This window comes from Novipirellula rosea (assembly GCF_039541335.1).
Lineage (GTDB): Bacteria > Planctomycetota > Planctomycetia > Pirellulales > Pirellulaceae > Novipirellula > Novipirellula rosea.
In genome coordinates this window covers 590,906-614,360 of record NZ_BAABGA010000120.1, presented here as the reverse complement: position 1 = coordinate 614,360, position 23,455 = coordinate 590,906, and the positions used below count along the sequence as shown (strand labels likewise).

Genomic DNA, 23,455 nt, shown 5'->3' with positions numbered 1-23,455 from the left:
AAAAAAAAACACGGCCGTGATTCAAGATCACGGCCGTGTTTTTGATTTTGCGATCATCGTGACCACGTTTTCGATGTGGTCACCGACAGGGTTTACGAACCTTGTTGTTCGCCACCACCGCTGCTGCTTCCGCCGCCGAACATGTTGTCCAAAGCTTCGTTGCTGGCAGGTGCTGCCGGAGCATCGCTGCTTTCGTTTTCCGCTGCGGGACTATCGACTGGCGAAATATCCAGAGGCGAGATGGTCGGTGCTGCGGGTGCAGGTGCCGGTGCCGCTTCTTCGCCAGCGTTGAGCAGTGGGAAACTTTCTTCGAGCGATTGAACGGGTGCCGCCGCCAATTCTTCCAAAGCTTCGCGACGATAATTCACTTCGCCGTCTTGGAAGATACGGAAACCGGTTCCCGCAGGAATCAAGTGCCCCAGAATCACGTTTTCCTTCAATCCAACCAACTTGTCGACCTTGCCCGCCAACGCGGCCTCGGTCAATACCTTGGTGGTTTCTTGGAAGGACGCCGCACTGATGAAGCTGTTCGACTGAACCGCGGCTTTGGTGATCCCCAGCAATTGGGTACTCGCCGTTGCCGACTTCGGACGTTTGCCCTTCGCTGGGGTTCCGCCCAAAGCTTCGATTTCGGCATTCGCCTGCTCGAACGTATCCTTTGGAATGATCGTGCCTTCGCTGTAATCGCTATCGCCAGGGTTGGCGATCTTGATGCACTTGGAAAGCTCTTGGTTTGCTTTACGGAACTGGAATCGGTCCATCACCAAACCAGGCAACAGGTTGGTATCGCCAGGGTTCTCGATCTTCACTTTGCGAAGCATGCGAGCGATGATGATTTCACAGTGCTTATCATTGATTTCCACACGTTGGGATTGATAAACCTGTTGAATTTCGTGCAGCAAGTACTGCTGAACCGCTTCTTCACCCGAAACACGCAAGATGTCGTGAGGCACCAAAGGTCCATCAACCAACGCTTGACCGGCACGCACGATATCACCGCTGTGAACTTGGAAGTGCTTACCGTGAGGCACCAAGTGCTCACGTTCGATTCCTGATTCACTGCGAACAACGATGGTACGCTTACCACGTTTCTTCTCAGCCAAGATTTCAACTTCGCCGTCGATCTCTGCGATGACCGCAGGATCCTTCGGTTTACGAGCTTCGAAAATCTCGGTAACCCGAGGCAGACCGCCGGTGATGTCCGAAACACCGCCGGTTTCACGCGGCATTTCCGCAAGCACCATACCTGGTGTGATCGCGGCGCCTTCTTTCGCCATGATCATCGCACGTTCGGGCAGGTACTGAACGTCCAGTGCCTTGCCTTCCATATCTTCGATCACGATCTGCGGGTGCAAGTCCCCCTTATGGTCGACGATCAGCATGCGGATGTTACCGCTAGCTTCACGTTCTTGACGCATCGTTTCGCCTTCGACGACGTCTTCGAAGCGAACTCGACCTTCGACTTCCGACAAAATCGGAATCGAGTACGGGTTCCATTCGCAGAGGATTTGGCCTTCGGTGACGGTATCGTTTTCTTCGACCATCAACGTCGCACCGGTTGGCACCGGGTACGATTCGATTTCACGTCCGCGATCGTCGACCAACGAGATTTCGCCGTTTCGTGTCAACACGATGTTGCGACCTTCGGTGTTTCGAACCGCACGCATCCGAGTCAGACGAACGATACCGGATTTCTTGCTCTTGATATCCGATTCTTCCATCTGCTTGCTAACGCTACCACCGATGTGGAACGTACGCATGGTCAACTGGGTACCAGGCTCACCGATACTTTGTGCCGCGATGATTCCGACCGCCATCCCTTCTTCGACCATCGCACCGGTGGACATGTCCATCCCGTAACAACGGCGACAAACTCCGAGCGGAGCGTCACAGGTCATCGGTGTACGAACTTGGATCTTCTCGAGTCCCATCGCTTCGATGCGACGCGCGATCTCAGGCGTGATCATCTGATTCTCAGCGACGATAACTTCATCCGTCACAGGATTCACGATCGATTGACGACTGATACGTCCGTTGATCGAGTCGACCAAGCTGACTTCGACCTTCTCACCACGGTAAACGACCCCCTTGGTGATTCCTTGGGTCGTACCACAGTCGTCCATCGTGATAACCACGTTCTGGGCAACGTCGGCAAGTTTACGCGTCAAGTAACCACTGTCGGCCGTCTTCAGTGCCGTATCGGCCAAGCCCTTACGAGCACCGTGCGTTGAACTGAAGTATTCCAGTACCGACAAGCCTTCGCGGAAGTTCGCCTTAATCGGAGTTTCGATGATCTCGCCGGTCGGCTTGGCCATCAAACCACGCATCCCCGCGAGTTGTCGAATTTGTTCGATACCACCACGAGCACCCGAGTGCGACATCAAGAATACGGGATTCACGTACCATCCGCCTTCGCGAATGTCGTTCTCCATCGCTTTCATCATGTCAGTCGTGATCGATTCACGAGCCTTGGTCCATTCATCGAGAACCTGGTTGTAACGTTCTTTACCCGTCATCAACCCGCGGTCATAAGCCTTCTTGTGCTTCATCACCTCTTTTTCAGCGTCCTTGATGAAGCTGAGCTTGGTATCGGGAGTCACCAAGTCATCGGTCGCGAACGACAAACCACTTCGCGTCGATTCGCGGAAGCCCATCTGCATCATGTCGTCAAGCAAGTGAATGGTTGCACGACGACCGAGACGTTGGTAGCAGTCCGAAATGACCTTCGCCAAGTCGCCACTTCGCATTGGGAAGTTGTAGTAGTCCATCCCGTCAGGCAACATTTCGTTGAACCGCACACGACCGGGCGTGGTGTCGATGATCGCACCATATTTGCCCGAATCATCCTTGGTTTTCAATTTCTGGAACTTAGGCAAACGCAGCTTGATCTTGGCATGCACATTGATGATGCCCTGAGCGGTTGCCAAGTCGACTTCGTCGTAACCCGAGAAGACCATGCCTTCGCCCTTACGGTCAGGCTGTTCCATCGTCATGTAGTAACAACCCATCACGATGTCCTGCGACGGACTCATAATTGGCTTACCGTTGGACGGTGCAAAGACGTTGTTGGTACTCATCATCAACGTGTGAGCTTCGACTTGGGCCTCGATCGAAAGCGGCAAGTGAACCGCCATCTGGTCACCGTCAAAGTCAGCGTTGAAGCCTTTACAGACGAGTGGGTGCAAGTGGATCGCGTTGCCTTCGACCAAAGTCGGTTCGAACGCTTGGATCCCCATCCGGTGAAGTGTCGGCGCCCGGTTGAGCAGCACGGGGTGATTGCGAATCACTTGCTCGAGGATATCCCATACCTCTTCGTCTTTACGCTCAAGCATCTTCTTGGCGGACTTGATCGTGTCGGCGTGACCGAGTTCTTTCAAGCGACGAATGATGAACGGCTGATACAATTCGAGCGCGATCTTCTTGGGCAAACCACATTGGTGCAATTTCAAACGCGGTCCGACCACGATCACGCTACGTGCCGAGTAATCGACCCGTTTACCAAGCAAGTTTTCGCGGAAACGACCTTGCTTGCCCTTGATCATGTCGGTCAACGACTTCAGCGGTCGGTTAGACGAACCAAGCACAGGTCGCTTACAGCGATTGTTATCGAACAACGCATCGACCGATTGCTGCAACATTCGCTTTTCGTTGCGAATGATGACTTCGGGTGCATTCAGATCGACAAGCTTACGCAAACGGTTGTTACGGTTAATGATACGGCGATACAGATCGTTCAAATCGCTGGTTGCGAAATTACCGCTATCAAGCAAAACCAAAGGACGCAAATCGGGCGGAATCACAGGGATCACGTCCAACACCATCCACTCGGGACGATTGTCGCTGTCACGGATCGACTCGACAATCTTCAGCCGGTTGATCAGATCCTTTTTCTTCTGCTTCGATCCGGTCTCTTGCAGATCGACACGAAGTTTCTCGGACAGCGTGACCAGGTCCAATTTGTTCAACAGTTTACGAACCGCTTCGGCGCCCATGTCGGCATCGAAGGCATCGTTGCCCCACTGAGCACGCGCGGCACGGTACTCTTCTTCGGTCAACAATTGACGATCTTCGAGCTCGGTTTGGCCCGGGTCGATGACGACATAATCTTGAAAGTAGATCACTTTTTCGAGCGAGCTGGTCTTCATGTCCAACAGGTTGCCCAAACGCGAAGGCATCGCTTTGAAGAACCAAATATGGACAACGGGGGCCGCCAATTCGATGTGCCCCATTCGCTTTCGACGGACGCGGCTGTGGGTCACCTTGACACCACAGCGGTCACAGATCATGCCCTTGTACTTCATCCCACGGTATTTACCGCAGGCACATTCCCAGTCCTTCTCAGGGCCGAAGATGCGTTCACAGAAGAGACCGTCTTTTTCCGGACGGTAGGTTCGGTAGTTAATCGTTTCGGGCTTCTTGACTTCGCCGAAGGACCAACTTTTGATGTCTTGGGGTCGCGCGAGCGAGATGCGTACCGAAGCGTAGTCGTTGATGCGATCGTAATTGCTAGTTTCGCTAATCGACATAAATCACAGGCCTTAGAAAGCAGGTTTTTAGGTGTCAGGGGGGTAGCGACAATCGAATTGAAAGTCGCAAAGTCATGACCGCAGCGTTTCGCTGCGGTTTCAAAACGAGAGAGGACAAGGTTTCAGGAGCGGATCAGTAAGTCGCCCGCTCGCCAAAACCCAATACCTAATACCTCTCTTAAATCGGTCGCTTCTCAAGCTGCATGTTGAGTGCCAAGCCGCGAATCTCGTTCGTTAACACGTCGAAGCTCGCAGGCGTGCCCGCTTCCAACGTGTTCTCGCCCTTGACCATCGACTCGTAAATCTTGGTACGGCCTTCGACATCGTCGCTCTTCACGGTCAACAATTCCTGCAGAATGTAAGCGGCACCGTAAGCTTCGAGTGCCCAAACTTCCATTTCTCCGAAACGCTGGCCACCGAAACGTGCTTTACCACCAAGCGGCTGCTGTGTGATCAACGAATATGGCCCGGTGCTTCGTGCATGAACCTTGTCATCAACAAGGTGATGCAGTTTCAGCATATAGATGTAACCAACCGTTGTTTCCTGCTCCATCGGAACTCCGGTGCGTCCATCAGTCAAACGAATCTTACCGTGCGCGGGAAGTCCCGCTTCGGCGAGACATTTGTTGATGTCCTCTTCGCTTGCACCGTCAAAGACAGGAGTCAAAGCTTGGAAACCAAGCTTGGCACCGGCCCATCCAAGGTGTGTCTCGAGAATCTGCCCCACGTTCATACGGCTAGGAACGCCGAGCGGGTTGAGCATGATTTGAATCGGAGTTCCATCAGGCAAGAACGGCATGTCTTCGATCGGCAAAATCTTGGCGATCACACCCTTGTTACCGTGGCGTCCCGCCATCTTGTCACCGACGCTGATCACTCGCTTGGTGGCGATGTAGACCTTAACCATCTGCAGAACACCACTGCGTAGTTCGTCACCACGCTTCATGCTGTTCAATTTACGGTCACGCACATCGATGGCGGTCTCGACGTTCGCCCATTGCTGAGCATGAACGCTTTCGACTTCCTTCTTCTTCGCTTCGTCTTTGACTTGATCCAAGATGTGGTCCAAGCGGAACGAGGTCGCACGTTCGGCCACAAATTTCGGATCTTGACCATCGGCCAACGGAGTGCCTGTCGCATCCTTGAGCTTCACGCCCGCGACTTCTTCCATTTCGCGAACGAGCGACTCAAACGTGCTAGCGACTTCGGTATTCCCTTCGCTCTCGACAGCCTTCAATTCCGCTTCGAAAACCTTTCGCTCATCTTCAGACAAGCTCATACGACGCGAGAATTTCTGGGTATCGATCACGATCCCTTCGATGCCCGATGGGACTTCGAGCGAGTCGTTCTTGACGTCTTCACCCGCACGACCAAAGATCGCGTGCAACAGTTTTTCTTCCGGAGTCAACTCGGTCTTGCTCTTCGGACTTACTTTACCGACCAGGATATCGCCTGGTTTGACGTAAGTACCGACATTAACAATCCCCGAGTCATCCAAGTTGCGAAGCGCTTTTTCGGAGACGTTGGGAATGTCGCGAGTGAACTCTTCACGTCCCAGCTTGGTTTCGCGAATTTCAACATCAAAATCTTCGATGTGAATCGAGGTGTAAGTGTCATTGCGAACCAATTCTTCGCTAATGATGATCGCGTCTTCGTAGTTGAATCCATCGAAGGACATAAAGCCGACCAAGACATTTCGTCCCAGAGCCAGCTCGCCGTTACGCGTCGCGGCACCGTCAGCAATGATTTGGTTTTGCTCGACCTTGTCACCGATACTGACGATCGGCTTTTGGTTCAAACAGGTGCGTTCATTTAGTCCCTGATATTTTTTCAGGTCGTAGTGATCGCTGCCAATTTCGATGCGGGTCGAATCCGCATAGGTGACTTTGCCCGCACGACGTGCTCGCACGACCATCGCACTGTTGCGTGCGACTTCGCGCTCGACACCGGTACCGACGATCGGTGGCTCTGCAACCAACAACGGCACCGCTTGCCGCTGCATGTTGGACCCCATCAACGCACGGTTTGCATCATCGTGCTCGAGGAACGGAATCAAACCGGCCGAAACACCTACCATTTGGCTCGGTGCAACGTCCATGTAATCGACTTGCTCGGGCTGAACGATTTCAAAGTCGCTATGGAAACGGGCGATCATGTTGGGCCCGGGAACGAGCGCGCCATCGATGATCTCGGTATCCGCCGGTGCAACGTACGATTCACTCTCTTCGTCCGCTCGCAACCACACGACTTGATCGATCACTTTGCCTTCTTTGATCAACCGATATGGCGTGACTAGGAAGCCATAGCTGTCCACGCCAGCGTAAATCGCCAGCGAGCTAATCAAACCAATGTTCGTTCCTTCAGGTGTCTCAATCGGGCAAATACGACCGTAGTGAGAAATATGAACGTCACGAACTTCGAAGCCCGCACGCTTACGGTTCAAACCACCTGGGCCGAGTGCCGACAATCGACGCTCGTGCGCCAATTGGCTCAACGGGTTCGTCTGGTCAACCACCTGCGAAAGCTCACCACGACCGAAGAAATAATCGATCGCCGCGGAAACACTTTTCGGATTGATCAACGAACGAGGCGACATGTCCTGAGCATCTTTGATACTCATTCGCTCTTGAACAGTACGACGCAGCTTCAAGAAGCCCTTACGGAGCTCTTCGCTCGCCAATTCGTCGATGGTTCGCAAACGACGATTGCCGAGGTGGTCAATGTCGTCGATTTCCGCACCGCTATCAGGATCGAACAGATTGATCAAGTACTTGATCGCCGCGATCATGTCGTCGGGGCGAAGCGTCATGATGTCTTCATCGACGCCGAGTTCAAGTTTGCGGTTCAGACGGAAACGCCCAACCTTACCCAAACGATATCGATTCTCGTCAAAGAACTTTTCCTGGAACAAGGTGCGAGCCTTTTCCAGTTGCGGAGGATTCCCCGGGCGAAGCCGTTGATAAATACGGAGCAACGCTTCTTCGTGGCTCGCCGTATTATCTTCCATCAATGTATTGAAGATCAAAGGAATCTTGGGCGATTCCATGCATTCAATGCTGGTGACACCGGCGGTGCAGATTGTCTCGGCAACTTCTTTGGTGACTTTGTGCCCGGCTTCGACGATAATTTCGCCGGCGCGATCTGAATCGCTGGGGTAAATCACGTCATCGACTGCGATCTTGCCTTCGATCTTCGCGGCACTCTTGCCACCGCTGATCTTGTACTCGCTCGTTTCGTAGAACGCCGCCAACAAATCAGCGTCGGTCGAATAGCGAGGATCCATTGCACGCAGCAAGGTGGTCGCAGCAAATTTACCACTTTGGTCGATACGAACCGTCAGCGCGTCCTTTTTGGTCACGTTGACTTCGATCCACGAACCACGCTCGGGAATCACACGGCAGCTTGGCAACTTGCGATCGGTCGTCGTGTCTTGCTCGAGCACGAAGTCGACACCGGGGCTGCGGTGCAACTGCGAAACAACGACACGCTCGGCTCCGTTGATGATGAACTCACCACCGCCCATCATGATCGGCAGGTCGCCCAGATAGACCTCTTCTTCAACAGGCTCTTCACGATTCAGACGCAACCAAATTCGTAGCGGCCGACCGTAGGTCAGACGAAGTTGGCGACATTCCTGACTGGTATAGCGTGGTTTGCCCAGTTCGTAGTAAAGATATTCCAGCGTGATGTTGCCGTCATAACTTGAGATAGGAAAGATCTCGCGCAACACACTTTCCAGGCCTTCATCTTCCCGGTTCAGTGGCTCACGATCCTCTTGCAGAAACGCCGCGTAAGACACGGTCTGCAGGGCGGTGAGGTCAGGTAGTTCAAAAGTGGAAAGTCCAGTTCCAAAGTGTCGAACGCTAGTAGGTTCGAGGCGACGCATGGTCGTAGTTGCCATCTTCGGTGAAAGCTCCTTAGGAGGCCAATATTTGGCGGGCGCGAGTGAGGTAGCAGAGGCGCTTTTCAATCAAACGGTTCGATTGAACTGAACAAACGATCGCGGTGCCAAGCGAATGCTTTGGGGTAACGAGAGCTGGAACAGTTGCAAAAGGCGACTGCCGGTGTGTATCAGCACGTTTAGCGCAAACCATCAGCCCGAGAAAACATCGAGGATGGATGAAGAGAATTCGCCGTCTCTGTGGGCCAACATTCCCAGGAAAACGGTCAAGCGGAAAGATTTGGACGCAAAACGCAACAATTACACCGGTGATCACCCTCAAACCCTAACAGATCGCCCAAAATCCGAAAAGGGCAAGTCGATCTTTTTGGCCCGAATAATGCTACGCACGCCTGCCCCGCCCTCGGCCAACCCGAATAATGCAGCTAAACCGTTGCGGAGCATTGGTTTGTGACGATTTGGCAAAGCTGGTCGAGCCAACGCACTGCGGATCGTGTGACGACGAAAATCGCCGCTTTTGGTTTGTGAAATCGGCAAGAAAAAGCGGCCAAGGACTCTTTTGTTCCGATTGTATCGATCGCAGCCCAGTTCTGCGGCCCATCCGCTTCGGCAGCGCCGGGTTTCCCGCTAGAATCGTCCGCGAGAATCAAAATCCCCCTCCCCTTCTGTTTTCGTGACGCTTTAACAAGAAACATTTGCCGTGAACGTATCTGAATTCCTGGAAAAGAATTTTCTCCATTTCAATGCACGCGAAACCTTGAGTGCCGCGAAAAGCTATCGCGAATTTGTCGCTACGGAAAATGGCGGCAAGATGATGGTAACGCTCGCCGGGGCGATGAGCACGGGCGAGCTCGGAATTTCGCTCGCCGAGATGATCCGCCAAGGCAAGGTGCACGCAATCACCTGTACCGCGGCGAATCTCGAAGAAGACATCTTTAACCTTGTCGCTCATGACGAATACCGCATCATCGAAGATTGGCGTGCCCTTTCGGTCGAAGACGAAGTCAAATTGCGTGACGAAGGGTTCAACCGTGTCACCGACACCTGTATCCCCGAAACGGTGATGCGTCACATCGAGAGCAAATTGCTAGTGATGTGGCAGGAAGCCGCTGAGAAAAAGGAGATGCGGATGCCAGCCCAATTCATGTTCGACCTGTTGGACGACGAAGATTTGGTCCAGCACTACCAGATCCCACGCGAAAACAGCTGGCTTGCGGCCGCCAAAGACGCGGGAATTCCCGTGTTCGTTCCCGGGCTCGAAGATTCGACGCTCGGCAACATCTACGCCGCGCGCGTGTACGAGGGCAAAGTGGCAAACCATCAAGCGATCGCGTCCGGCACGATGCAGATGGAAAAACTGATCCACTGGTACAGCGAAACCTCCAAGCACAGTCCGATCGGGTTCTTTCAAGTCGGGGGCGGAATCGCAGGCGACTTCCCTATCTGTGTGGTGCCGCTGATGATCCAGGATCTCAAGCTGGACATCCCACTGTGGGCCTATTTCTGTCAAATCAGTGACGCGGTCACCAGTTTTGGTGGCTACAGCGGCGCCGTGCCCAACGAAAAGATCACATGGTGCAAACTCGAGCCTGAAGCGCCGAAGTTCATGGTACAAAGCGATGCATCCATCGTCGCCCCGCTGGTGTTTGCCTACGTTTTGCAGTGGTAACGGGGCTTCAAGCGAGCCGCGTGGTCTAAATTGATCGTTTTACTCGCGGCGACGCAACACGCGAGCCAAGTCGCCGGGCTACAATGATTGTCTCTCGCACCCCGCTCCACCGCGTCGGCGCGAGTGTCGCCAAACGAGTTTGCAGAACGGCGCTGGAGATGACCTCCACCTGCACTCCGCAAACCGGTTGCGCGATCCCACCTTCATTTCCTTCCTGGCATTGAGAAAGTGATTCCATGAACCAACCGTTGCACTTTAATCGTCGACATCTACTCGCGGGATCGATCGCAGGCGCCGCCGCAGTCGCAACATCGCGTCCCTTGTTGGCATTATCCGCGAACGACCGAATGAAGGTCGCGTTTGTCGGCGTCGGAGGTCGTGGGGGTGCCAATCTTTCCGCGATCTCGTCAAGCGGAGCGGTGGATGTTGTCGGGCTGTGTGATGTCGATTCCAGGTTTGTCGATCATGCCGCTACACGATTTACCACGGCGAGAAAGTTCACTGATTTTCGCAAGATGTACGACGCGATCGGAAACGATATCGATGCGGTCGTCGTCAGCACGACCGAACACACGCATGCCTATGCCACGATGCCAGCACTGCAACTGGGCAAACATGTTTACTGCGAAAAGCCGCTCGCTTACAACGTTTACGAAACCCGTCGTATTGCAGAAGCCGCAGCCAAAGCGGGCGTCGTCACTCAGATGGGAACGCAAATCCATGCATCGGGGAACTATCGCCGCGTCGTTGAATTGATTCAAAGCGGTGCGATCGGTGACGTCAGCGAAGCGCATGTCTGGGTATCCCGAGCGTGGGGCTACCAATCCAAAGCGGACGCAGAAAAACACCGCGACCGCTTGTTCGTGGACAGCCGCCCTCGAGATGCGATGAAACCGCCCGCTCATCTGGACTGGGACCTGTGGCTTGGCCCGGCTCCGAAACGCCCGTTCCACGAGGTCTATTTCCCCGGCCCGAACTGGTATCGGTGGTGGGATTTTGGCAACGGCACAATGTCTGACCTTGGTTCGCACTGGAACGATCTTCCCTTCTGGGCCCTCAAACTAGATGCGCCGCAGACCGTCGAGTCGTTTGGGCTTCCGCCGCATCCGGAAATCGCGCCGGCATCGATGACGACGGTTTACCAATACGGATCGCGAGGCAAATTGCCGCCGGTCACGTTGAGCTGGTACCAGGGGACTCATAAGCCCGAACTGTGGACACAGAAAGCCATTCCGCAATGGGGCAGCGGCGTTTTGTTTGTCGGCAGCAAAGGGATGCTGTTGTCCGATTATGGAAAACACGTCCTTTTGCCCGAGTCAGATTTTGCCGAATTCAAACGCCCCGAACCTTTTATCGCTGATTCGCCGGGTCATCACCAAGAGTGGTTGCAGGCGTGTCGCGGCGAAGGCGAAACCGGCAGCCCGTTTGCCAGCTACGCCGGCCCGTTGACCGAAGCCAACCATCTCGGCAATGTGGCCTATCGCGTGGGCAAAAAGATCACTTGGAATCGCGAGACAATGGAGTGCGTCGGATGCCCTGAAGCCGAGCCATTCCTTCGCCGCGAGCCACGTGCCGGTTGGTCCCTAGGATAAACCACAACCTCGTTCCCTTTAGATGCACTAATAAAATCGCTCGATGAATATTCTCAACCATGCTCGCACCTTGGCGGATGGACTTGCCAAGAACGAAAAGCGAATTGTGTTTGCCGAAAGCTGTACTGCGGGGCTAGTCTCTGCAACGCTCGCCTCGGTACCGGGAATATCAAACTGGCTTTGCGGTTCCGCGGTGGTGTACCGCGAGCAAACGAAGACGCAGTGGTTAAACATTGCTGCAAGTTTGATCGAAAAACATACGGCGGTCAGTGCGTTAGTGACGATGGAGTTGGCCAAGAACGTGCTCGAGCAAACATCCGAAGCCGACTTGGCCGTTGCGGTGACCGGGCATCTCGGCCCCGACGCGCCGGCGGAGCTCGATGGCATGATTTACGTCGGCGTGCTGTGGCGAGGCCAACGAATCGCGGATGCGGCAGTTCGCGCTGTGCGGCTGGCGGCTTCAGAACGGGTCGCGAGACAACACGAAGCAGCGGGCATTGTACTGAGCGACGCAAGCGAAAGTCTGTCCGCGAAATATTCGTCCCGCCTGCTGTAGAACCCGTCGCGACCGCTGCATCGATCGTGCAGCGTCGTTTGCAACCAACGATTTACCCGGTGTTCAGATTAGCCGGTGTTCATACCGACTTGCAGTCCATCGGGAGCAAAGATACTGCGTCCCCCATCCACGGGTAAACAGACGCCGGTGACAAAGTCGTTTTCACAGAAAAACTGGACTGCGTGAGCGATGTTCTCAGGCGTACCGATCTTGCCGACCAATGTGCTGGCGGCGAGCTTCTGCTGATGCGATTCGCTCACGTCCTGCGAAAGCAGCACGGGCCCCGGATGGATGCAGTTGACACGCACACGTCGATTGCGGTGTCCTAGCTCGACCGCCAGCGAACGAGTCATCACCTCGATCGATCCTTTGCTAGGGAAATAGGCGGCGTGATCGAGGTACGGCCGCACGGTAGCCCAATCCCCGATGTTCACGATCGATCCGCCGGAGGGCTGCGACACCATTTTCAACCCCGCCGCTCGGGCACACAAAAAGGACCCCAGAGCATTGATTTCGAAATAGCGTCGCACTTCGTCGGATGTCACGTCTTCGAATCGCGTCGGCTGCCAAATCGCAGCCGAATTGACCAACACATCGATGCGACCGAATTGTGAATGTGTTTCTTCGACAATGCGATCGGCCACCCCATCGTGCTGCAGCGCCCCACAGGTCACGATTGCTTCGCTGCCGAAACGCCGCGTGATTTCCGCAGCCGCTTGCGACGCCTTGTCCGTGCTGGTGTTAGCGTGCAGCGCGATGCGGCACCCCTGCTGGGCCAACGCCATCGCGATCGCACGACCGACTCGCGGTGCACCGCTGCCGGTAACCAAGGCGACTGGATTGGGACAGTCAAAGACGCGGGCAAATGCCGGGGATGGCCGCGGCACGGCGGTGGGCTCAGGGAATGACATGCTTGTTTTTAAGTGACGAAGTGCGTTTTGGCGGCTCGCAAACCTCGCAAGTGATCTCGATCTAGCAGCAAAAACGGATCCACGAGCGGACGCCATGATTCACCACGCTGGGTGATCTGGGATTCGCTTACCGGTCCGAGCTTGTCAGCGGCGAGTGCAAGATAAGGAATACGTTCGGGTAAGATATCCATGATCCGGCAGAGCGTGGAGTCGACGGCGGTTAAATTTTGACCGACCAACACCAACCCCATCGACTTTTTCGTCCCCAAAATGGGGCCGTCGCCTTCCATACAATCAATCCCATCGACGATCGTTATCGTTCGGCCAACCGAGGAATTAATGTCGAACACGGTTTGCGGAATGCCATTGAAATGCAACACATTTTTGGGCCATCCGTATTTGCATCCCGGGATCACGCCATACAGATTTTTCATCGCTCCGGTCATTCCCATCCAATGATGCGTTTTCATCTTTGGCATGCTGACGACCAAGTCCGCTTCGATCACCGCTTGTGGGAAATAAAATTGCTTCAGTGCGCAGGCGCGGCCCACGTTTCCCACCGCACGGACCTGTTGGTAATTCAGATCGGCAAAGGAAAGTTTGGCATCGTGCAGTGCTTCCATCACACCGGAATCGAGCAATGCTTGCTCGGTATCACGAACGTGCCCGGGACCTTCGCCGACCGTCACTTCGGCATTCCAGCCACGAAACACCTCCGCAGCGGCCTGGATCATCGCTGGGTGCGTCGTCATATGGGGTGCAAGCCGTGATGGCTCGACTAGGTTAGGTTTCAGCAAAACACGTTTTCCCGTGACCCAGCCGGGATCAAATTCGCAAGCGATCAACCCCTCGCGAATCGTGCGTACAAGCTCGCCGTCGTATTTCTGATTTCGCGCGATAAACACCGACGAATTCGGCCGCGATTGTCGGTTCCAGTACGCCACGCCCGCAGCGCCAGCGGCCACGACGGCTCCCGAGACGAGAAAACCGCGACGGTCCTGCTGGGGCGTCGGGTCGATCGGATCATTGGATTGACTCATTTGCCGGTCCCTTCGGTAGGTCGAACGACTTGCAGCGGTGGCAAGTCGAGCAGCGGTGATTCGCGAAACCGCGCCGCCAACATCATTTGGTTCTGCCGATGGGGATTCTCGCCCATCGATTGCAATCGCTGGATCGCCGAACGAAGCGGCCAGTCGAACTCGAGTTCAAAACCGGTTCCTGAATCCCAGGCTGCTGACACCAATGCATGGATGGTCCAGGCAAGTGACGTGGCTGCAATCGGACGATTCAGCTCTTGTTGCAAGTAGCGCACCGTTGTGGCAAGCCCATCGGGAACGGGCGTGATACGGTGCAGGGCAACGACACACATCGCACTGGGCAGCACATGCGGACGCAGTACTTGGCCAAGCACAAACGTGTTTCCATAGTTTGCACCACCACTGGGTAATTGGCGATCCAGCAGCAACTTCGTCGCTTCGATCGCGCGTGGATGATTTGCACGGTCACAATGTCGCATCGCGAGCACCGCCATCGCGGTCGGTTCGATCCAAGAATGGGTTCCTAGGACCCAAGGCCATCCGACCAATTCGGTGTCATGACCAATGATTTCATTGCGAGCGATTTTTTCGCCGCCACAATTCAGGAGATAATCCAGCCCTTTTTCGTAGGCATCGCGGCACCATGATTTTGCTTGTTCAGGCCATTGTTTCTCGAAACGCCGCCACGCGATACAGGCAAGCGAGGTGGGCCAAAACGGTCCCTTGTCATCAAGCCATACCGCAACGGAACCGTCACCGAGCTGCGAATCCAATAGCCGTCGACATGCGGTTGCCGCTGCGGCAGGACGCCGATAGGCACATGCCGCCAGCGCCGCAAACGCAACGGACTCGGCCGACGGAGGATCTCCGGGAAAGTAACCGACGATCGGCTGCGCATCCAAACGCTTGGTTTGCTGTTCGACCCACTGGGCTGTGCTTACAGGGGGCGTGCTTACAGGGGTCGTGCTAACGGGGGCCGTGTTCACTTCCATGTCGCCGCCATTGGAGTCATTGGGGTTGAGCCGATTACGGTTGATCTTGATCACGCCAGATTGCTGCTTTGCGTGAAACCGCAGATCGCGCTCGCATCACAGGATGCTAAATGCCGAGCTCAGCCTCGGATGGCTGGCCCTCACCTTCCGCAATCCTACGAATCGAGCGATAGCATGACAATACGAACGTCGACGACGTTGCATGCTTCGTAACGCTAGAGAGCATCATTCTCATAAAAAAGTCGAGAAAAGCTTTACAAATACTTTGCTAGCGGTCCGCCTCGCGCTGCCCGCGCATCGACTTTGGCGGTGGTTTTGGGATCTTCGATCAGCGGCGGTGCATGCGACGGTTTAACGCGGGCATCGATAATCAGCGGCCCGCTACAGCCCCAGTGTTTGTCGATCAGCGAAGGCTGCACGCCGGCAACGTCCACGGCGGGATTGCTGCGGGTAAAGGTGGTCCACAACCAATTTGAAAGCGATGCGGCGGCAAACGCACTGTCATCCACCAAGGTAAGGATCATCACCCCGGCGAGACAATCGCGATGTCTGTCCTTCCATTGGCCCATCGCCTCGGCAAGCCGAGCAACCTCGTTCGAATTTCCATCGCTCGAGTACTCCGGCGACTCGATTGCAAACACGCCTGGCATCACGCGGCGTGGTTGCGAAAACGGTTCCGGCAATGAAACGTCGTTTGGCCACTCAGCCGCTAGTTCGCGAACCGGATCGCCCGAGGCAGCGACGACTAACTTCGAGCCGCGATTGAGCCCGCTGCCGCTGTAGTCAAGCGTATCGATCGTCGTTCGCGTATGGAAATGTAAATCGCGTCGCCAATCCACGCGTTTGAGGACATGTTGAAAAAACGGTTCGATGTGATGAATGTCAAGTTGGGCCGAGGGGTCGTCGGTGATCCACAGGTACTTGGCAAGCGATAGCTGTCCGTTGCCGAGGATCGCGTTGGCTTGAGTCAGCAATTCCTGAGGCTCTTGGCGTTCCAGATACGGCATGTAGCGTTCGCTGCCAATCGCTAACAGTAAAGGATGCACGCCGGCGGCGTCCACGGCATGCACCGCTTTGACACCGGGGATCACCGTTGGAATGATCGGATCGGTCAATTCATGAATCAATTGACCGAACGTGGTGTCTTCCTGAGGCGGTCGACCGACGACGGTAAACGGCCAAATCGCTCCATTGCGGTGCCACACGTGCTCGACATGCATCAACGGGAAAGGATGTTCCAAGCTGTAGTACCCGAGATGATCACCAAACGGGCCTTCAGGTTTCGTCCGCGCCGGATCAATGGTCCCCACGATGGCAAAATCGGCATCGGCATAGACCGGTGCATGATTGCCTCGCACCATTGCGATGCGTCGCCCCGACAGCGCCCCGGCAAAGATCAATTCGGTCAATCCTTCGGGCAACGGCATCACCGCGGCAAGCGTCATCGCTGGCGAACCACCCACAGTGATGGCGACTCGTAGCGGCTCATTGCGATCGAGTGCCGCACGATGATGGACACCGATGCCACGATGAATCTGATAGTGCAACCCAATCTCTCGATCCGCTTGGTACTTGTTTCCCGAAATCTGGATCCGGTACATGCCCAGATTGACTTTCATCAGATCTCGGGGTGCAGCCGGATCCTCACTCAGCACTTGCGGCAACGTGACAAAGGCTCCCCCGTCATCGGGCCAGCACTTCAATTGCGGCAGCTCCGAAACACGGCACTGATTCGCCATCACCGCGCCGCGGGAGACCGATTTTGGCAACGTATGCAGCGCGGTCCAGGGAACGCCCGCGTAACGCAGCGGTCGCTTGGGAAGTGCCGACGGATCCAATTTCAGTTCGATGAGCCGGCGAACCGATTCGAGCGTGTCTCGAAACAGATAGCGAGCCTGTTCCAGCGTCCCGAACAGATTGGATGCCATGGGGAATCGTGACCCCACCACATTCGAAAACAGGATGCCAGGTCCTCCGCGAGCGTAAACACGTCGCTGAATCTCTGCCATCTCCAAATCAGGATCGACCGGATCGGTGACCTCGATCAAACGTCCGTCACGGCGTAAATCCTCGACAACATCTTGAGTGCTACGGTGCTTCACAATCAGCTTTCAAATCGAGCAGGAGGAATCTGCAGTAGTTGTAGAACAAAGGTCCGAGCGAGCAACCGCCCCCGCATCAGCGACGGGTCTACGGCGATCAGAGGGTCTGCGAGGATGACGGGCTCCCCAAAATGATTGCCCCCCCCAAAGATTACTGGCTAGCTAGGATAACCGGCGAGATGTCTTTAGACTAACACCGGTCGATCAGGAATCATGCTCGACCGCCCCAGCAGCTGTCACACGGAAAGTGCCTGCGTCCCATTGCCTTACAAACCCCTGAAAACCGATGCTTGAAAGTCTTCCGCTTCCGTCGCCCCATGTCAGCCGACTCACCGATGCATCTGATGCGTCCACCGACGTGTTGATTGTAGGAATTTCGGGTAAGCCGCAGGATTCGGCCACCTTGACTCGACTGAACGAGGCGGGCGAGGGCTGGATCGATCGCCTGCGCAAACGTGGTGCGATTTCATGTAAACGAGGCAAGGTCAACAAACTGGTTCCGGCCAACAACGATGGCCCCCCGGTTGTGCTACTTATTGGTACCGGCGACGACACTCGCAGCAATCGCGTGGACGCATTTGAGATCGCCGCAATTGCGATTCGGTCGATCACCAACAACTCGCTGGACCAAGTTGATATTGCGCTGGGTGAGTGTTTTGATCCATCGACCCATGATGCGATTGTGGCCGGCGCCCTTTGTGCTTGCGAAAACCTGGCGATCTATCAATCCGATCCGAGCGCGCATGTGCCCGCTGCGATTCGCTTCTCGGGAATTTCGCAAGAAGCGATCGAACGAGGCAAGATCATCGGCCACGCGATCAACCAAACTCGCCGCTTGGTGAACGAACCTGCCGGGGTGATTTATCCCGAAACCTTTGCTGCGCAAGCGAGCAAGGTGGCCGAAGCATCGGAATTGAGCATCGAAGTTTGGGACGAAACAAAACTCGAAGCCGAAAATTGCCGCGCGATCCTTGCCGTCGGTGCAGGTTCGGCTCGCCCTCCGCGAATCGTAATCCTTCGTCATCAAGGAGGGGGTGATGAAGCTCCGATTGCCATCGTGGGTAAAGGGGTCACGTTTGATAGTGGCGGTTTGTCGATCAAACCCAGCGACGGCATGGTCGATATGAAATGCGACATGGCCGGCGCTGCGACGGTGCTTGGCGTGATGCAAGCGGTCGCTCAGCTCGGGGTCAAACGAAACGTGATCGGCGTTTGCGGATTGGCTGAAAACATGATCAGCGGCACAAGCTACAAACTGGGCGATGTGATTAAAACCCGCAGCGGCAAAACGATCGAGATCCTGAACACCGATGCCGAAGGCCGCGTGGTGTTAGCGGACACACTGGATGTGACTCGCGAAAACGCTCCTGCCAGCATCGTTGACTTGGCCACGTTGACCGGCGCGTGCATGGTCGCGTTGGGCATGGAGGTGGCCGGATTGATGACCAACGATCAACCTCTGTGTGATGCGGTTTCGCAAGCCGCGAAGACCGAAGGCGAACCCGTTTGGCAATTGCCCATGTTCGACCTGTACGATGAAAAGGTCAAGAGCAAGGTCGCCGACATCAAAAACGTAGGCGAAGGTCGCTGGGGAGGTGCCATTACGGCGGCCAAGTTCCTCGAGAACTTTGTCGGCGACACCCCGTGGGTTCACATCGACATTGCAGGTCCTGCGTTTGTCGATTCGCCCAAACCGCACCGCGATGCAGGTGCCACCGGGGTGATGGTTCGCACCCTTGTCAATTGGATCGAATCGCAAGCGTAGCGGGGGTCAACGCCCGGCCACGTCGAAAGTTACGCCTTGGCCGCCCCGGGCCAGAATTTCTTCCACTTGTTGGCGGCTGGTTTCTCGGCGACCTCTTTCTCTTCGGCCGGAGCATGCGTTTTGCTGTCGAGCTTTGCCGCCAGATCTCGGATCGACTGAGTGATCGCGGCCTTGGGCGCCTGGATGATCAAGGGTACGCCGTTATTACGGACTTCGACCATCGTGCGATAGTCGTTTGGCAGCAACGCAAAGATCTCGCGGCCGAGCGTCTCTTTGGCCTTCTTCAGACTGATTTGCCCCGAGTCCAAACCCGCACGGTTGACGATGATTTCAACCTTGTCCTGCAAGTTGTCCATTTCTTCAAAACTCATCATCAAACGCACGACATTCCGCAAACACGGTAAGTCGAGCTGAGTGACGAGAACGATTCGGCTGGCACACTGCATCGCGGCAATGTCCACTTGGCTGTACGTCTTCGAGAGATCGATCACCAGGTGAGTGAACGAAGCCTTCAGCAGCCCAATGACTTTGCGAATGCTGTCCCCGTTGATTGACTCGGTGTCATGAAGTTCGACCGGTCGAGGCAACAAGTACAATCCACTGCTATGTTTTGTTAACGATCGCTTGAGCAGCTGAATGTCTAAGCGAGCGATATTCTGAACAACGTCGGCTAAAGTGTAGTCGGGGATCGAGTCCAAAAAGACATCCGCGTCCCCCAGGGCAAGATCAAGATCGACCAGTGCGACACTGTTTTGAGGATCGGCTGCTAACACACACCCCAGATTCACTGCGGTGCTTGTCGTGCCGACACCACCGGTAGCTCCGGCAACCGCGATCACTTCACACGGCCGGCTGCCACCTTCGTTGGCTCCGAACTTTTGCTGGCTGATGCGATCCAGCGTGCTGCTGAGTTCTTCTTTTGTGAGCGGCAGCGTCAGGAATTCTTTCGCACCGGCGCGAATCGTGCGAAGGATCAAATGCCCATCGGTGCTTTCGCTGACAGCCAGCAGCGACGTCTCGGGCGCCGAGGTCGAAAGCCGCTGGATCAATTCGATCGCTTTGTCGGGATTGGCATCAAGTGCGACAACTCCCGCGTCCGGATTGGTTTGCTCGACGACATCAGGGTAGAACTCATAACGAGAGCAATCTGCCTCAAGCCACACCGTGTCCATCCCCACGAGCATCCCCTTGAGCTGATTGCGGGATGTATCATTTGGATCAACAAGGGCAATTCTTAGAACATTACTCATAACGACCTATCCACTGACATGAATTCATTCTGAATTTCTTACCGCGACGGAATTGTCGCTCGATCTATTTCGCGGTGGTCTAACGCGACCACCGCGATTGCGTCGCTTTAGTTTTGTGGCGACACCACGGTCACGCCATCACCGATGACGGTTGGGGTTGCCCCGGGCACAATCGCCCCCTCGGGCAAACCAGGATGACGCAAGATTTCTTGGTCGAATTGGTGCGAATTTCCACCGAGAACTTGTCCGCCGTACGATGGGTCAATGCTAAAGCCCTGGACATCGTTACAGGCGTTGATCTCGTCGCCACAGTTGTCACCTTTCAAGTTCGGTACTTCCAAGAAGCCTCGCAAGTAGAACTCTTTGTCGTTAGGCGAACCCGAGTTCAAACCAGGACCGCCTGCGGGTGCTTCACAAGGATCCATCGCGGCGACCACTTCCGGAGTCACCGTGACAAGCAGTTCGATATCGTTGCGACGTTCGTTGATGCGGCGAAAGAACGTTCCGATGTAAGGCAGTTCGCCGAAGAACGGAGTGGCGCGACGCGTCGCCTCGGTACGTGTTTGCAACAACCCGGCCAAGGCAAACGTTTGTCCGGCTTGCAGCTCGACCGCTGTTTCGACATAGCGATGCGTGAACGCGAACACTTGAGTTGATTCGTTGATGATCGAACGCGAGGGGTCCACTTCGCTGACCTCGGGACGCACTTCCAAGCGAATTCGCCCAGGGCCGACCACGAACGGCAAGAAGTCAACCGAGGTTCCGTACTCTTCGTAACGGACCGAGACCGCACCGTTGCCCGAGGGAACAATGTAGGGCACTTTACCACCAACGATGAAACGAGCAGGGCGTCCGTGGGTGGCCACCACTGTGGGTTCCGCCAACAGTTTGACCAAGTCGTCTTGGCGAAGGGCTTTGATCAGTGCACTAAAGTCGCCGGTCAACACGCTCGCATTGGCTTGGTCACCCGCGTGAATCACCCCGCCCGAGATCGTACTCGCCGAGGCATTGATCAACCCGCCGGGGGCGTTGACGAACAGGTTTCCCGAATCAAGGATCGCCAAGTCAATTCCGAGATCACGGAACTTGGTACGTGAAATCTCCATGATCTTGGTATGCAGCAGGACTTGCTGTACGCCAACAACTTTGATGTTGTTGACCACGGTCGAATAGAACTGTTCGACAATCGCGACGGCACGGTCAACGTCATCAACGCTGGTGACCGTTCCTGAAATAATGGCACTGTCATTGATCGGCATGACTTTGAGCGATGCAAACGGCAACTGGGAACTCAAAATCCCTTCGACCTCGCGAGCGTCTGCAAGCACCGTCACGTCGACAGTATAGAGTTTGTCGTTGGTATCCCAGAGATTCAACTGAGTCGTTCCGGGAACCTTCGCGAAAATTTGAATCTGATTTTGCGAAACCGGAGTCGCTCCGATCACTTCCTCGTTATGCACTTGGAATTTAGGAATGCGATCTTCCAATGTCAAAATGCGACTGCTTTTGACCAGCATCTCGAAACGTTCCACCGTCTGAGAAATACTATGGGACGCCATCGATTGGTTCGATGTCAACTGAACCGGTCCGTCTGCTTTTACAACAGACCCGGGGCTAGTTAAGACAAGACCCATCATCAGCATCAGAGATGCGGTGGACTTGGTTGTCCAACAGTTCATTTCCATCGCGAAAGCATCCTTGCGAAGGCCTGGTGATTGGCGAAGCCAACTATGATTTGAAAAAGCATCTGTGCTTTGGACAATCAATTCAGGCAGTAATAAGTAACAAGTTCTCTGGTAAAGAGTTTTTTAAAACACGCTTATCGAGAAGTCGCTTGATTTCAGGTGGATGAACACCCTCGATAGAACGACTTCTCCCCATCATAGTTCTAGTAATCCGAAGCCGAATTGCCACGTTCGCCCTGAGGCTGAAAGAACGGGCTGTCAGCTCCGTTGAGGTGGCTGTAGTCACCTGGGCCACCGGCAGGAGCGTTCGCTTCGCTGTGAGACAAATCTTCTTGCGATCCCGCATCGGCTTCCGTGGTCTCTTGTCCGCTGCTGTCGGTAGGACCGGTGTCGCTCATCACAACAGGAACTTCATTCGGAGCGATCCAGTACTCAATCATGCGGCCTTCGACCATTTTGAGCATCTTGAATCCCTCTTTTCGTTTTTTCGGTGCTGCCGCCGCTGCGGCAGGGGCGGCTGCGGGGGCCACCACGGGCGTTGCCACAGGTTGACGCATTTCTTCGCGGCGACGGTCCTGCGCGGTTTGGTAGTCGGCAAGCCACTTCAAGAATGAGCTGGCGGCGGGACTTGGCCCCTCATCGGTGGCGGGCTCTTCGTAATCGCCCGGGTTGCCAAGACTTAAACGAATCTTTCCTAATTCGTTGGCATAGGTCCACGCGTCGACGTCGTCGCTGCGAATGGACAATTGAATCGTGCGTGCCGTGGTCGGTTTTGCGTCCCCTTCGAGACGATCGGTATTACCATCAATCGCAAACACACGAACACCGGTCAAAACCGTCTTGGTCATGGTGCGAGGAATCAATTCACTTTTGGTAAAGAACGCCATCACGTTCACGCGGTCACCGGGTTGAACCAAATTCGAGATGCTGTTCTCGGCGTCCGCTCGCATTGCCACCACGCTGTACCCCTTAGGTGCAGTCGCCGTGTTGGTGTCCATCAACTTGACCGGCATGACCGGTTCGCCCGCATAAAATTTCTGGCGGGCGAATTTGCCATCGAGCATACCAAGGTCGCCCACGGATCCTTCGGGGATACGATCGGCGGGCCACGGCTCGAGACGAATTTTTTCGCCCGTGATCTGCTCGCCAATATCGATCGCTTTGGCTGCTACGAAAATATCGACGGTCGGTGCGGCTTCACTAGTCGTGCCGCGAGCCTGCATCCATTGGCTAATGCCAACCGCTGCAATGGTACCGCAAACGCAAGCTAGAAGCAGAATGAGTGATTTGTTTCGCATGGCTAATCAGACGTGCCTGAATAGGAGCTGTCGTTTGGCAGAACGTTTTTACAAGGGTCGAATCCGGCTTAGTCCGTATGTTCCGACTCACATGGGTTTTCGGTTTTGCAAGAGCGATCGCTGCAACCGATACCATGGGGCTATTACGACCACTAGATTTAGAAAAGTTAA

At 55.0% G+C, this 23,455-nt stretch carries 13 protein-coding genes; 4 read left to right on the top strand and 9 right to left on the bottom strand.

The window, feature by feature from the left end:
* Positions 1 to 92 precede the first annotated feature (92 nt).
* A complete protein-coding gene (gene rpoC / locus ABD971_RS34390) occupies positions 93 to 4,526 on the bottom strand; it encodes a DNA-directed RNA polymerase subunit beta' (RefSeq protein ID WP_339941408.1) in 4,434 nt (1,477 codons plus the stop codon).
* 178 nt (positions 4,527 to 4,704) lie between these two features.
* On the bottom strand, positions 4,705 to 8,427 hold the full coding sequence (gene rpoB / locus ABD971_RS34385) for a DNA-directed RNA polymerase subunit beta (protein WP_345328303.1): 3,723 nt from the start codon (positions 8,425 to 8,427) through the stop codon (positions 4,705 to 4,707).
* A gap of 700 nt (positions 8,428 to 9,127) precedes the next feature.
* Here rpoB and ABD971_RS34380 point away from each other — a divergent pair.
* From ABD971_RS34380 to ABD971_RS34370, 3 genes are all read left to right on the top strand, one after another.
* A complete protein-coding gene (locus ABD971_RS34380) occupies positions 9,128 to 10,096 on the top strand; it encodes a deoxyhypusine synthase family protein (RefSeq protein WP_339941403.1) in 969 nt (322 codons plus the stop codon).
* Between the two features lie 236 nt (positions 10,097 to 10,332).
* Positions 10,333 to 11,688, top strand: coding sequence for a Gfo/Idh/MocA family protein (locus tag ABD971_RS34375; protein ID WP_345328302.1), 1,356 nt, complete (start codon positions 10,333 to 10,335; stop codon positions 11,686 to 11,688).
* Positions 11,689 to 11,731: 43 nt separating this feature from the next.
* Positions 11,732 to 12,244, top strand: coding sequence for a CinA family protein (locus ABD971_RS34370; protein ID WP_339941399.1), 513 nt, complete (start codon positions 11,732 to 11,734; stop codon positions 12,242 to 12,244).
* Between the two features lie 68 nt (positions 12,245 to 12,312).
* On the opposite strand, the gene ABD971_RS34365 is transcribed toward ABD971_RS34370, so the two are convergent.
* The 4 genes from ABD971_RS34365 to ABD971_RS34350 all read right to left on the bottom strand — a co-directional run bounded on the left by ABD971_RS34365 (position 12,313) and on the right by ABD971_RS34350 (position 17,286).
* Complete coding sequence (locus ABD971_RS34365) at positions 12,313 to 13,155, bottom strand: SDR family NAD(P)-dependent oxidoreductase (protein WP_345328301.1); 843 nt, start codon at positions 13,153 to 13,155, stop codon at positions 12,313 to 12,315.
* Between the two features lie 8 nt (positions 13,156 to 13,163).
* Positions 13,164 to 14,195, bottom strand: coding sequence for a DUF362 domain-containing protein (locus tag ABD971_RS34360; RefSeq protein ID WP_339936612.1), 1,032 nt, complete (start codon positions 14,193 to 14,195; stop codon positions 13,164 to 13,166).
* The gene (locus tag ABD971_RS34355) at positions 14,192 to 15,238 is read right to left on the bottom strand and encodes a hypothetical protein (protein ID WP_345328299.1); all 1,047 of its coding nucleotides are present in this window, start codon (positions 15,236 to 15,238) and stop codon (positions 14,192 to 14,194) included. Before ABD971_RS34355 ends, ABD971_RS34360 begins: the two co-directional genes overlap by 4 nt.
* Before the next feature lie 200 nt (positions 15,239 to 15,438).
* On the bottom strand, positions 15,439 to 17,286 hold the full coding sequence (locus ABD971_RS34350; protein ID WP_345328298.1) for a UbiD family decarboxylase: 1,848 nt from the start codon (positions 17,284 to 17,286) through the stop codon (positions 15,439 to 15,441).
* A gap of 286 nt (positions 17,287 to 17,572) precedes the next feature.
* Here ABD971_RS34350 and ABD971_RS34345 point away from each other — a divergent pair, with 286 nt between their 5' ends.
* Positions 17,573 to 19,051: a leucyl aminopeptidase gene (locus tag ABD971_RS34345; RefSeq protein ID WP_339936607.1), complete on the top strand. Its 1,479-nt coding sequence runs from the start codon at positions 17,573 to 17,575 to the stop codon at positions 19,049 to 19,051.
* Positions 19,052 to 19,080: 29 nt separating this feature from the next.
* Here ABD971_RS34345 and ABD971_RS34340 read toward each other — a convergent pair whose 3' ends face one another.
* From ABD971_RS34340 to cpaB, 3 genes are all read right to left on the bottom strand, one after another.
* Positions 19,081 to 20,301, bottom strand: a complete 1,221-nt coding sequence (locus tag ABD971_RS34340; protein WP_339936605.1) for a nucleotide-binding protein — start codon at positions 20,299 to 20,301, stop codon at positions 19,081 to 19,083.
* A 107-nt stretch (positions 20,302 to 20,408) separates the two neighbouring features.
* Positions 20,409 to 21,860, bottom strand: a complete 1,452-nt coding sequence (locus ABD971_RS34335; protein WP_339936603.1) for a type II and III secretion system protein family protein — start codon at positions 21,858 to 21,860, stop codon at positions 20,409 to 20,411.
* Positions 21,861 to 22,189: 329 nt separating this feature from the next.
* Positions 22,190 to 23,284 carry a Flp pilus assembly protein CpaB gene (cpaB, locus tag ABD971_RS34330; protein WP_345328296.1) on the bottom strand — a complete coding sequence of 365 codons (1,095 nt, stop codon included), beginning with the start codon at positions 23,282 to 23,284 and terminating at the stop codon, positions 22,190 to 22,192.
* Positions 23,285 to 23,455 lie beyond the last annotated feature (171 nt).